This is a genomic window from Streptomyces sp. NPDC001393 (assembly GCF_053597455.1).
The window spans coordinates 1-12,369 of the sequence record NZ_JBSFIH010000048.1; the positions used below are offsets into that span (position 1 = coordinate 1).

Annotated in this window: 12 protein-coding genes and 2 pseudogenes; 12 read left to right on the forward strand and 2 right to left on the reverse strand. The window is 70.2% G+C overall.

Annotation, left to right across the window (positions count from 1 at the left end; translation table 11 throughout):
* Positions 1–135 (forward strand): annotated as a pseudogene (locus ACWC2T_RS35065) (IS110 family transposase); the annotation flags it as partial.
* A gap of 13 nt (positions 136–148) precedes the next feature.
* On the opposite strand, the pseudogene ACWC2T_RS35070 reads toward ACWC2T_RS35065, so the two are convergent.
* Positions 149–943, reverse strand: a pseudogene (locus tag ACWC2T_RS35070) (IS701 family transposase); the annotation flags it as partial.
* A 276-nt stretch (positions 944–1,219) separates the two neighbouring features.
* Here ACWC2T_RS35070 and ACWC2T_RS35075 point away from each other — a divergent pair.
* From ACWC2T_RS35075 to ACWC2T_RS35105, 7 genes are all read left to right on the forward strand, one after another.
* Positions 1,220–1,453, forward strand: coding sequence for a hypothetical protein (locus tag ACWC2T_RS35075; RefSeq protein ID WP_450674378.1), 234 nt, complete (start codon positions 1,220–1,222; stop codon positions 1,451–1,453).
* Positions 1,454–1,469: 16 nt separating this feature from the next.
* Entirely contained in the window at positions 1,470–1,844 is a 375-nt protein-coding gene (locus tag ACWC2T_RS35080; protein WP_450674379.1) for a fic family toxin-antitoxin system, toxin component, read from the forward strand.
* A gap of 228 nt (positions 1,845–2,072) precedes the next feature.
* The gene (locus tag ACWC2T_RS35085; protein ID WP_450674380.1) at positions 2,073–2,381 is read left to right on the forward strand and encodes a transposase; all 309 of its coding nucleotides are present in this window, start codon (positions 2,073–2,075) and stop codon (positions 2,379–2,381) included.
* Positions 2,378–3,298 (forward strand): IS3 family transposase, encoded by a 921-nt coding sequence (locus ACWC2T_RS35090; RefSeq protein WP_450674381.1) that lies wholly within the window; start codon positions 2,378–2,380, stop codon positions 3,296–3,298. The genes ACWC2T_RS35085 and ACWC2T_RS35090 overlap by 4 nt, the downstream gene beginning before the upstream one ends.
* A gap of 211 nt (positions 3,299–3,509) precedes the next feature.
* Positions 3,510–3,713, forward strand: coding sequence for a hypothetical protein (locus tag ACWC2T_RS35095; RefSeq protein WP_450674382.1), 204 nt, complete (start codon positions 3,510–3,512; stop codon positions 3,711–3,713).
* Positions 3,714–3,794: 81 nt separating this feature from the next.
* Positions 3,795–4,526: a prepilin peptidase gene (locus tag ACWC2T_RS35100; RefSeq protein ID WP_450674383.1), complete on the forward strand. Its 732-nt coding sequence runs from the start codon at positions 3,795–3,797 to the stop codon at positions 4,524–4,526.
* Between the two features lie 127 nt (positions 4,527–4,653).
* Complete coding sequence (locus ACWC2T_RS35105; protein WP_450674384.1) at positions 4,654–5,859, forward strand: hypothetical protein; 1,206 nt, start codon at positions 4,654–4,656, stop codon at positions 5,857–5,859.
* 31 nt (positions 5,860–5,890) lie between these two features.
* Here the strand turns inward: ACWC2T_RS35105 and ACWC2T_RS35110 are convergent, their stop codons facing one another.
* Positions 5,891–7,321: a Twin-arginine translocation pathway signal gene (locus tag ACWC2T_RS35110; protein WP_450674385.1), complete on the reverse strand. Its 1,431-nt coding sequence runs from the start codon at positions 7,319–7,321 to the stop codon at positions 5,891–5,893.
* Between the two features lie 315 nt (positions 7,322–7,636).
* On the opposite strand from ACWC2T_RS35110, the gene ACWC2T_RS35115 reads away from it, so the two are divergent.
* The 4 genes from ACWC2T_RS35115 to ACWC2T_RS35130 are packed head-to-tail and all read left to right on the forward strand — an operon-like array spanning position 7,637 to position 12,368.
* Complete coding sequence (locus ACWC2T_RS35115; protein WP_450674386.1) at positions 7,637–8,821, forward strand: cytochrome P450; 1,185 nt, start codon at positions 7,637–7,639, stop codon at positions 8,819–8,821.
* A 33-nt stretch (positions 8,822–8,854) separates the two neighbouring features.
* Positions 8,855–10,219, forward strand: coding sequence for a preATP grasp domain-containing protein (locus ACWC2T_RS35120; RefSeq protein ID WP_450674387.1), 1,365 nt, complete (start codon positions 8,855–8,857; stop codon positions 10,217–10,219).
* Positions 10,220–10,235: 16 nt separating this feature from the next.
* A complete protein-coding gene (locus ACWC2T_RS35125; RefSeq protein ID WP_450674388.1) occupies positions 10,236–11,207 on the forward strand; it encodes an aspartyl/asparaginyl beta-hydroxylase domain-containing protein in 972 nt (323 codons plus the stop codon).
* Positions 11,208–11,225: 18 nt separating this feature from the next.
* The gene (locus ACWC2T_RS35130) at positions 11,226–12,368 is read left to right on the forward strand and encodes a glycine amidinotransferase (RefSeq protein ID WP_450674389.1); all 1,143 of its coding nucleotides are present in this window, start codon (positions 11,226–11,228) and stop codon (positions 12,366–12,368) included.
* Position 12,369 lies beyond the last annotated feature (1 nt).

A 12,369-nucleotide genomic window follows, 5' to 3' on the forward strand; every position in this document is an offset into this window, starting at 1 on the left:
CGGAAGCGGAACGAGGGCAAGGGCCACAAGCAGGCGCTGCTGGCCCTCGCGCGCCGACGCCTCAATGTCCTGTGGGCGATGATCCGTGACGGAGAATGCTTTCACGCTTCACCTCCCGTCACGGGAGCAGCTTGACAACACGATTGGGAAGTTCCTTCACCGTCGTCGGCTTGTCCGGATACGTTGCCACCGGCGGCCGGCCGGTGCCCTGATAGGGCGGGGTGAGAGGCCGCGCGTGTGCGGGGTGGGCTGTGATGCGGGAAGAGATCCCGACGGCGTAGACCAGGTTCCGTTCCTCCAGGCCCAGGCGGAAGGCGGTGGCGTCGCCGTATCCGGCATCCGCCACGACCAGTGGAACGTCCACGCCCCAACTGCGGGCCTCGTCGATCATGTCCAGGGCCAGCTGCCACTTCTCCACGTGAGCGGCCTCGGCCGGGATGCCGCACCGATCGCGGCGGGCGACCTTTGCCGGATCTGCCTCCGGCGAGGCGGGATCCCAGGAGGCGGGCAGGAACAGCCGCCAGTCGATCGCGGCCGAGGCATGGTCGTGGGCCAGATGCAATGAGACGCCCACCTGACAGTTGGTGACCTTTCCTGCAGTCCCGGTGTATTGCCGGGACACGCAGGGCGAGGCGTCCCCGTCCTTGAGGAAGCCGGTGTCGTCGACGATCAGCGCTTCCGGCTGGATCGCGTCGTGCATCTTCCACGCCAGGCGGGCCCGCACATGCGCCGGATTCCACGGGCTGGTCGTCACGAAGTGCGCCAGCGCCTGCCGGTTGCCGTCCTCGCCCAGCCTCGCCGCCATCGGCTCCACCGACTTGCGCCGTCCGTCCAGGAGCAGCCCACGCACGTATACCTGGCCCCAACGCCGCTGGTCAGCGCGGACAAACCCGTCGAACAACTCCGCCGTGAACGCCTCCAGGTCCTCCCGGACCTCAGCCATCTCCCCAGGTGTCACACCACCCCAACGACGCCCGCTGCCCAACAGACACGCCACTCACACCTGTAGCTGACCAAGCCCTACTAGGCACCAGAGGCGACAGCCGCCTCCACTCATGAAGCGCTCCTGACGGCCGAAACGTGCAGCCGATGACCAAAAAAACATTACGTTCAGTAGCGATCTGATTGCGTCTAGTTCAATCATGGACCATGACGGCCCCGCGGATCTCGCCTCCGGTATCCACTCCCATCCGGCGCCTGGCACCGCTACCGTGGGGCCATGGCCAGGGAAATCCGCATCGAGATCGATGACGAGCAGTACGCGCAGCTGGAGCGCGAGGCGCACGAGCGGCACGAGGATCCGACGGTGTACGCCGGACGCGTCCTGGCCCAGGAGCTCAACAAGGCACGTTTCCTCGAGGGCAGCGCCCTCTTCCTCGCCACGCCCGGAGTGCGCGAGGAATTCGCCAGCCGGTTCGGCCCGCAGCCCGGTACCGCCGCGTCCGCGGCGTAGGGCGGGCAGCGACCTAGTGGACCTCACGGTAGATGTTCCGTGGCTCCTGGAGATCGCCCGCACGCAGCTGGGCGATCCGGACGTCACGGATTGGGGAGCGCTGGAAGCAGCCCGTGCACGGCACGCCTTCCGCGTCCTGGATGAACCCGTGTACCCGCGGCCGCATCACCGGGCCGCCGCTCTCTTCCACTCGCTGGCCCGGGTCCCGGCCCTGGAGCACAGCAACGAGCTCTTCGGCGCGACGGTCGCGGCCGGCTACCTGCACGCGTCCGGCCTGCCCGTACGGTTCACTGCCAAGGAGGCCGCCGACCTTGCCGACCAGGTGTCGGCCGGGCAGGTAGATGTGCGCGCCCTGGCTGCGGCGCTCAAGGAGTGGACGGAACGCACCTGAACGGTGCTTGAGCAGCAAGAAGCGGCGCACTCATGCTCCCGGTGATCACCTTGTCCGACGGGCTGGCTTGAGTGGTCGCGTCCGAGTTAGCCTGATTTCGCCTGCGGGCGGCCCTGAGTCGACGTATCAGGAACCTGCAGGTGGGATCGAACGCAGCTCTGAGGTTCCCCCGAGATGCGGGACGAGGTGACAGAGGGTCAGATGGGTCTCACGAGAGGAGCCCTGACGATGCCTGCCCCGAGGAAGTACCCGCTGGAGTTGCGTGAACGTGCGGTGCGGATGTACCGGACCGCTGAGCCGAAGCCCGTGATCCGCCGCATGGCTGAGGAGCTCGGTGTGCACCACGAGGCCCTGCGCAACTGGATCCGCCAGGCCGAGGCCGACGCCGGCGAACGGAACGACATGCTCACCACCGAGGAGAAGGAAGAGCTGGCTCAGCTGCGGCGCGAGGTGCGGGAACTGCGCCGGGCCAACGAGGTCCTGCGGACGGCCTCGGCTTTTTTCGCGGCCCAGCTCGACCCGACCCGGCCCAGGTGACCGCGCTCGTCGACGAGCACCCGCACCTGGGGGTCGAGCCCGTACTCCGGGAACTGAACATCCCTTCCTCCACCTACTACCGCTGGCGCCAGGCCGAGAAGGAGCCGTGCGAGCGGCGCCGCCAGGACGCCGAGCTGACCGGGAAGATCCGGCAGGTCCACGCCGACTCCGGCGGGATCTACGGCTCACCCCGCGTGCACGCCGTCCTCAAGCGTGAAGGCGTACACGTCGGCCGCAAGCGTGTCGAACGGCTCATGCGCCAGGCCGGCCTGGCCGGGATCAGCCCCCGCCGGAACAAAGGTTTCACTCACCGGGACCCGGCCGCCAACCTTGCCCCTGACCTGGTGCAACGCGACTTCACTGCGGCCGGGCCGAACCGGTTGTGGGTCACCGACCTCACCATGGTCACGACGCTGGAGGGGCCGTTGTGGCTGTCCGCGATCCGGGATGCATTCTCCCGCCGGGTGGTGGCCTGGGAGACCTCCGCCCGTGCGGACGCGGACCTGGTCCTGACCTCGCTGGAGTATGCCCTGGCCAGCCGCGAAGTCGCGCCCGGTGAGCTTGTTCACCACGCGGACCACGGCACCCAATACACCTCTGTGAAGCTGACAACACGCCTGGTCAGGGCCGGGATCCAGGCGTCCATGGGCTCGGTCGGCGACTCGTTCGACAATGCCCTGGCGGAGAACCTGTGGATGGTGATCAAGACCGAGTGCATCCGCGGCCGGGTCTTCGCGACCAGGGCCGAAGCGAACCTCGCGCTCTTCGAGTACATCGACGGCTTCTACAACCCCCGCCGCATCCAGAAACGCCTCGGCTACCTCAGCCCGATCGAGTACGAGGAGAAGCACTACGCCAGCCGGGCAACAGCCGAACCAGTGAACCTGAAACCACGTCAATCCGCCCTGACCAGCTAGTCATCCGCTCCCGCGCAGCGGGGGAACCTCACTCTGAGTAATCGAGCAAGGAGCTGCACCCGCTCCACGGTGGCAGTACCCGCGCGCGTCGGACACGCGCTGCTTGAGACGCTGAACGTCGGCAGGTCTCAGCGACGACCGCTCTGAGGGTGGTCGAGCTGAGGCTGCTTTGCATCAGTTCGGCTTTCCCTTGGGAAAGGGAAGGCCGCCGGTGGAGACCGACCACATCGTTTTGATCATCGTCGCCGTGTTTGCGATAGCGGGGCTCTTGCTGATGTTCCTGCGTGCCTTCGTGCACGATCTCGACTCGTTCATGCGGGACCTGTTCAAGGTGATCGACACGTGGCACGAGCTCAGGGATAAGTGGAGCCACGCCCGCACGGAAGATCGTCCGGAGAAGACGCCTAACGACTGACGCGGCCGGCCACGTGGACGCGCGTCCTTGCCGCGGCCCTGCAGGACGGGACCGAGCGCAGCTGAGCATAGGCTCCGTCCGGTGGAGACGTTGCTGATCATCACGGCTGCCGCCTTGTGGGGCTACGGCACGGGCGTGCTCATACCCCGTCCCGCATACCGGCTGTCCGTGCCGTCCGAGGAACCCTGGCGGTCGGTGTGCCCGGCCGGCCATCCGCTCACCGGTTCCGGCGGCGGCTGGCTGGGGCGTGCTCGCTGCGCCGCCGGGGACACCTACGGGCCGAGCGCACTGTCCGCCGCCTCCGCTACGGCCGTGGTCTGCGCCCTGCTCGCGGCGGCCACCGGGGCCCGCCCCGAGCTGGTGGTCTGGCTGCTGCTCGCCCCGGCCGCCGTGCTGCTCGCTACCGTCGACTTCGCGGCGCACCGGCTGCCCGACGTGCTCACCCTGCCGCTCGCCGCGGCCGCGCTCGTCCTGCTCGGCGTCGCCGCGGTGCTGCCCGGCGCCAGCGGCAGCTGGACGTCCGCGCTGCTCGGCTCCCTCATCCTGGCCGCCTGCTACTTTGTGCTCTTCCTGATCAGCAAGGGCTTCGGGTTCGGCGACGTGAAACTCGCCCTTGTCCTGGGCGCTGTCCTGGGCTGGTACGGCTGGGCGATCGTCCTGGTCGGGACCTTCGCCGGGTACCTGTTCGGCGCGCTGTACGGTATCGGCCTGATGCTCGCGGGCCGGGCCGACCGTACGAGCAGGATCCCGTTCGGCCCGTTTCTGCTCGCCGGGACGCTGGCCGGCGTGTTCCTGGGCTCCCACGCCTCCTAAACCCCGGGCTCCTGGAGACAATGGGCCGCTGGATCGGGTGCTTTGTGCTGATGGTGCACAGGGCGGGCTTCGTGCTGACTAGCCTGGGATCGCGCCCTCGCGGCGGCTGCACGGCGAGAGGAAGTCGATGACCGATCAGACAACCAGGTCTCATGCCAAGGCGGATCCCAGCACCCTGACGTTGGAGTTCCGGCATGTCCACCGGCTTATCGATCCCTCCGCGGAGGGCGTGCAGACCTGGCAGATTTCTCTCCTCGCCGACGACGAGATGGTGGCCCGTGTGCGTGCGACGCGCGGCCTGTACTGGAAGGCCCACAACCTTCACGAGCGCATCGCCGACGAGCAGTCCTTCCCCGCGGTGGTGGCGGAACAACTCTTCGACGCCGACGGCCAGTTCACTCCGGAGTACGAGAACTTCGTTGACCTGCCGGGCAACGTCCTCGTGGTCGACGACCTCCACATTGCCGCGCCCTGGGATGACCCCTGGATCGTCGCCGGGCTGGCCTCCAGCATCATCGATCGGCTGACCGATAATCAGTACGCGGTGGTCCTCCCCCGTGTCTCCGGCGACACGGAGACGGCCCTCCTCACGGAGGCCGCCGTCCTGCTGAGCGCCGAACCGTTCTCCGACGAACTGCTGATCATCGACACGTCGCTCGCCGCCCCCGAAGAGGCCGCGCATCGTGTCCGCGCGCAGCTGCGCTCCCGCGCCCGCTACGGCGGAGCCGATCCCTTCAGCGAAGACTGGGACGAAGAAGACGACGAAGGGGAGGAGGTCCTCACCGCGCGCACGCGAGCGGTGCTGCACCTGGCCCTTCAGCAGCTGTCGGACCAGGCGTGGCAGGAAGTGTCCGCGCTAGGGGATGAGCCGGCCCAGCGGAGTGCCGGCGGGGTTTTCGGCTCGCTGCCGCGGGTGACCTGGAACCAAGACGGCACCTGGCGGCGGCAGATGGCCCGGGCCTTCGACGACCTGGCCGCCGACTGCTCGACCAACGCCGACGTCGAACCGCGCAGCACCGGCGAGGAGATGGCCCTGCACCTCGGCATCGCCCGCGCCCAGGACCTGACGCGCAACCGGCCGCGGCTCGTGCGGGACACCGTGGTCGGCCTGCCCGAAGACCGGGCGGACTTCGACTGGGACGCCTGCTCCGATCTCCTCTTCCAAGACCACGACGTGCTGATGCTGTTCGACAACTCCCTTGACGGCATCGAACAGCCTGACAACGAGATCCATCAGTCCCTGGGCATGGTCAATCTCGCCCCGCACGACTGGTTCGCCGCCTTCGACCCCGAACAGGCCCGCAACCCCGACCGTGGCTTCAGCCACCCCTGACCGCGGACCACGGCCGGATGTCCGGCTCACCTCACGCCGATGCGGCGCCGGACGCGTCCACAGGAGGCGGCAGGGTGCGCAGGCGTTCACGCAGATCGGCCACGTACTCGGCGGGGCGGGCGGCGAGCAGGCCCTCCAGTCGCTGCAGCCGAGTGCGGGCGGTGGCGCGCAGGCGGCTCGGTGGCACCCGGTCGAGGACGTCCAGGGCGCGCTGAGCGGCGTCGGACGGCTGGTCGGAGGCCTCGGCCTGGGCGAGGACAAGGGTGGCTGCGGCCCATCCAGGGGTGCCGGGTGTGCAGGCGGCCGCGGAGGCCTCGGCGCGGGCGCGGGCCTGGTCGGTGCGGCCCAGCGTGAGGTGAGCCTCGGCCTGGTGCAGGGCGAGTTCGGGTTCGTCGAAGCCGAAACGGCCCGGGGCCTGGCCGGCCGGGTCGGCTTCGAGTTCGGTCAAGGCCACGTCGAGGGCGGCGGCCGCCTCCCGGTCCAGGCCCTGCTGGGCGAGGGTGGGCAGCAGCGCCCAGGCGTGGAGCTGGGCACGGACCAGGCCGGCGGGGGCGGCGGCCGCGCCACGCTCGGCGTACGCCAGCGCGGCGGTCAGGTTGCCGGTGTGGCGGGCCACCATGCTCTGCGCCCCGTACGCCCACGCCGCCAGCGCCGTATCACCGCACCGGTTGGCGTACGACACGGCGGTACCCAGGTGGGTGCGCGCCCCGGCCGGATCGTCCAGGTGGAAGGCCAGGTTGCCCAGCAGCCCTGAGAGCCGGCCAACCTGGCGGTGCAGCTCGGTGCCCTCCGTGCCAGGAGAAAGCAACCTGGCCAGCAGGGTGCGGGCCGCGCGGACCTCCCTGAACAGCACCGGGACGGGGTGCTTGCTGTAGTTCAGGTGGTAGTGGTCGGCGGCAGCTTCGGCGAGTTCGTCGACCAGCGGGCTTCCCTCGGGTTCCGCCAGGAGCGCAAGCTGGAGGGACTCTCTGACCGAGGGAAGCCCCGCGTCGGTGGTCATCGGATCCGCCCCTTCCTGCCGGCCGGATACGGCACCGCCGGCGTCGTTGCGACCGTATCCGATCAGCTCCGCGGTCCACGCCGACAACTGCCGTACACGCGCAACCTGGTGCAGTCCCAGTTGCTCGGGTGTGGCCCGGTAGGCGCGGCACAGCATCACCGCGTAGTCCTGCCCAGGCCACTCTTTGGGGTTGTGTTCCCAGCGGCACAGCATCTGTTCCGATAATCCGGGCGGCAGCAGCCCGTCCGCGATGTACAGCTCACCGATCTGCGCGATGGTGTCGGCCCGGGACCAGCCCAACGCCATTCTCCACGCTTCCAGTTCGGTGACCTCCGCGAGTTCCTCGCGGATCGCCGCGGCGATGTGCTCGGTGGTGAAGCCGGTGCTCTGGCAGCGTCTGCGGATCAGCGCGGCTTCCCGCGAGATGGCGGCACGTCGCGAGCGGGTGATTGCGGCGGTCATGGGCGCCCCCGTCATACCAAGCCTGAGCTTTCACGCTATCCCAGGCGCCGCCGCCCCGGCAGGGCGGAAACGAGCATTGCGGCAAGCCGCAATCCCGGCCCTGAACAGGCGCAATGACCTTGCGGCGGGGTGCGGGCGACGCTGTGTGCATCCGGCCGGTTCGGGCCGGGACACCTCCGGATGAGGGGAGGGGCCGTCATGGGCTACGACCACTGATCGCCTCGCACTTGACGAGGCCCGTTGTCCGCATCCCGGCCGCCGGCATCGCCGGCGGCCGGGACCGCATCACCCCCTGCTGTGAAGGAGAACCCCGCGATGGCTGCAGGGCCGATGACATCCCCAGTGCGCTACGACCCGCTTCACGAGGCGACGCTCGCCGACCCGTATCCGCAACTCGCCGACCTGCGCGAGCAGACGCCGGTGGCCTGGCACGAGGTGATGGAGTGCTGGCTGATCACCCGGTACGAGGACTGCCTGCGCGTGCTGCGCGACCACGGCACGTTCGCGCGGGATCCGCGCCGCCTCGGCATCCCCGTACCGGACGCGCACCTCAGCGTGCAGGTCCTCGATCCGCCCCAGCAGGCGGGCGTGCGCAGCCTGTTCATGACCGCGCTGCACGCCCAGGACTTGGACGCCCTCCAGAACTCGGTCGGGCAGGTGATCCGCGAACGGCTTCACCCATGCGCCACGCAGCCGGAGGTGGAGGCGATGCGCGAGCTCGCGCAGCCTGTCGCCCTGGCCGCCATCGCCGACCTGCTCGGCGTCACGCCGCCGCCGCTGGCCGAGTGGGCGGCAATCTCCGACACGATCATGCGGAGCATGGACGCCGGCCTGAAACCCGAGCTGATCGAGCCCGGCCGCCGCGCCCGCGCACAGCTGAGCGACCTGGTGGCCTCCTGGTTCACCACGACCGGCCGGCCCACCGGGCTGCTGGGCCATGTCCGCGCTCACACCGCGGACGCCAGCCCGGAGCAGACGGCCTACGTGCGGCACACGGCCCGCGTGATGTTCCAGGGCGGCTACTCCACCCTCACCGCCGCGCTCGGCAACCTGCTGCACACCCTGGCTCACCATCCCGAGATCCGGCCCGCGCTGAGCGAGCGCCCCGGCCTGGTGCGTACGGCCGTCGACGAGTTGGTCCGCTTCGACGGCCCCGTGCAGGGCACCACCCGCCTGGCCACCGGCGACGTCGCGATCGGCGACGTACGCGTGCGCCGCGGCGAGAAGGTGACCGTGCTGTTCGCCGCGGCCAACCGCGACCCCGACATGTTCGCACTCCCCGATCGGCTGGTGCTGGACCGCACGCCCAACCGGCACCTCGGCTACGGCTGGGGCACCCACGCCTGCCTTGGCACCGTCATGGCGCAGTGCGTCCTGGCCGTGCTCGTCGACACCCTGCTCGACACCCAGACCTGGCCGTGCCCGGCCGGGGACGCACCACGCCGGCGCACGGCCACGATGCGCACCTTCGCCCGCCTGCCGCTCTCCCTCCAGCCCTGACCTCTGCTCTTCCTGCCCTCCCTGGAGCCTGCGTTGAGGATCATCATCGCCAACCACATCGACCCGTCCATCCGCAACCGCACCGACCTGTGGGCGTGGACGCAGCGTGCGCTGTGGGGCGCCCGCAACGGCGACCTCGTCGTCCTGTGCGCCCCGCCCGACCCGCACTTCCTGCGCTACGCGACCGCCCTGACCGGCACAGACCCCAGCCAGCTACACCTGGTGACGGTGCCGCCCGGCCAGTTCGGCCACCGGCTGCTCGACCCGCAGATGCTCACCCACCCCGCCCTGATCGACCAGGTGCGCTCCGTGCTCGCCGGGCACGGCGGCACCCGCGCGGTTCAGGAGGTGTGGGCGATGTGGCCGTCCGCGTCCGTCGCCCGCTTCGCCACGGCCCTCGGCCTGGCCGAGAAGCTGCCCGGTGCCGGCTTCCTCGCCCAGGGCGGCGGTGAACTCGTCAACAACAAGACGGTGTTCAGGATGCTCGCGGCGACGGCAGGCGCGCCCGTCGCGGCGGGTACCGTCGTCCGCGACCCGGGCGAGGCTGCCGCTGCGACGCAGCGGCTGTTGGAGAACGCCGGGGCGGTCGTGGTCAAGCAGGCCCACAACGGCGCCGGGGTAGGCAACGAGCTGCTCGTGGCCGACCCCTCTCTGGCCACCGGCCACGTCGGCGCCCGCCACCAACACCAGCTGGACGGCACGAACCTGACCGCGGGCATCGCCGCGTACTGGTCCGAGCGCTGGACGTGGGCGTCCGCCGACGGACGCTTCCCCGTCGTCCTCGAGGAGTTCATCCCCGACGCACGGACCGTGTACTGCGAGCAGCACCTCACCGACACCGGCATCCAGCCGACCGAGATGGGCGAGCTGCGCTACACGAGCCGGCGCCTGAGCCACGAGAGCGTCCCCCTGCGCGATCTCACCCCGGCCGTGCAGAAGCAGCTGCTCGACGGTTCGGCCCGCCTCGCCGCCACCTACCGGGACGTCGGCTACCGCGGCCGCCTCAGCACCGACGCCATCGTCACCCCCCAAGGTCAGGTGCTGTTCACCGAGGTCAACGCCCAGGTCACCGGGTCCTGGCACATCTACGAGGTGTTCGCACACCACATCGTGCACGCGAACGCCGCACCCGAGCGCACCGTCACCGAATCCCACGTCCCCGCCCACTGGACGATCCCGGACAGCGCCACCTTCCACCGCACGCTGACCGAGCTCGGCCTCGGCTACGACCCCGCCACCCGCACCGGAGTGATCGTGTCGATGCCCATCGTCGACCCGCCCGCCGGCAACGGCGCCCAGTTCACCTTCTCCACCATCTACGACACCCCGGCCGGCCACGACGCGATCTGGAACGCCCTGGACACCCGCTTCGCCGCGCCCTGCCGCGCGGCGGCCTGACGAAAGGCACACCCCGATGAGCACCACGACACCCGCGCGGCCCGCACCGGCGGCCCGCCTCACCCCCGTCTTCGACGCCGCCCGCCTCGCCCGCGAACTCACCCAGGTCACCGAACACGAGTGGGAGCGCCAGCGCACCCACTACGCCGCCGACCGCATCGGCCCGGACACGCCGACCGACTGGCGCGTCCTTCCGCTGCGCAGCCCCGGCGGCGACCCCACCCGCACCGACCCCGGCGGCCCCGGCCCCGACGACTACGCCGCCACCTGCTGGCTGCAGCAACTGCCCTACCTGCAACAGATCCTCGACAGCATCCCGGCCCCGCTGAACGCCGTACGGCTGCTCGCCCTCGGCCCCGCCGCCGCCTCCCAGCCCCACTGCGACCCCAAGTACGCCCTGGAGCGGGGCATGATGCGCCTGCACATCCCGATCGTCACCCATCCCGGCGCGGTCCTCGTCCTCGACGGCACCGAACACCGGTGGCAGCCCGGCACCTTCTGGTACGGCGACTTCTCCCGCGAGCACCTGGTGCGCAACACCGGGCCCGTCCGGCGCGTCCACGCGGTCATCGACACGCTGCTCACCCGCGAGCTCGCCGGACTCTTCCCCGAACCGTGGCAGGAGGAACTCGCCGCCGCCGACGTGCTGTTCAACCGGCAGCACACCCCCACGCGGCCGCCCGCCGCGCTGCCGACCTCCCTGACCCTGCCGTCCGGGTTCATGGACTTCGGCCACGACACCCCGCTGGAGGGCCCCAGCACGGCCGTCCGGCTCGCCGAGCGCGGCGACGGGCTCGTCCTTCAGGCCGGGGACCACCGCTACGCCCTCGTGCCCGTCGCCGACGGCGAGTACCGCTACGCCGGCTGGAGCGAGCAGCGCACCCTCCAGCTCCGCAGCGACCACGTCGTGCTGCACGCCCGACACGGCCGCGCCCTGACCAGCCAGCACATTCCCCTCCCGGCCGCCGACAGCCGGGCCGGCGCCTGAAGAAGCGAGGACGCACCCATGCTGAACAGCTACGACGACTTCACCCCACTGAGCGAGATCGTGGTGGGGTCCGCAGAGAACTACGTGGGGCACGACCGGGACCTCACCTTCGAGTTGTTCTTCCACGAGGCCCTCGGCGGCTACCGCTCCGACTGGGCCTACCCGCGCCTGGCCGCCCGCGGCAGCGGCGGGAAGGCAGAGACGTGGAAGATCAGCAAGCGGTACACCGAGGAACTCCACGAAGACGTCGAGCACCTCGCCGCCACGCTCACCTCGCTCGGCATCACCGTGCACCGGCCGCTGCCGCTGCCCGAAAACGCCTTACCGATCGCCGGGCTGGGCTGGCAGGCCGCCCCGACCCCCGCCCTGAACGTACGCGACAACACCCTCATCCTCGGCGACGAGATCATCGAAACGGCGCCCGCGATCCGCAGCCGCTACCTGGAAACCCGGCTGCTGACTCCCGTCTTCCGCCACTACGCCGACGCCGGCGCCCGCTGGTCGACGATGCCCCGGCCCACTCTCACCGACGCCAGCTTCGACCTCTCCTACGCCCGGGACGCCGCCACCACCCTCGGCGGACCGACCGAACCGATCACCAACCCGCAGCCCAGCCCGTACGACGTCGGCATCGAGATGATGCTGGACGGCGCCCAGGTCCTGCGCCTGGGCCAGGACCTCATCGTCAACATCGCGCAGGACAACCACCGGCTCGGCGCCGACTGGCTCCAGCGGCAGGTGACCGGCCGCTTCCGCCTCCACCGCGTGCACCGCATGGCCGACAACCACATCGACTCCATGCTCCTGGCCCTCAAGCCCGGGGTGTTCCTCGCCCGGCACGCCGGGCTGCGCGACATGCTCCCGGACGCCTTCCAGAGCTGGAAGTTCATCGTGCCGCCCGAGCCCGGCCCCGGCAGCTTCCCCACCTACGACGACACCGACCTGGTCCTCACCAGCCCCTACATCGACATCAACGTGCTGTCCCTGGACGAGCAGCGAGTGCTGGTCAACGCCGACTGCACCGGCCTGATCAAAACCCTGGAGGGCGAAGGCTTCACCGTGATCCCGGTCCGACACCGGCACCGCCGCCTGTTCGGCGGCGGATTCCACTGCTTCACCCTCGACATGCGCCGCGCGGGCGGACCGGAGGACTACCGGTGAG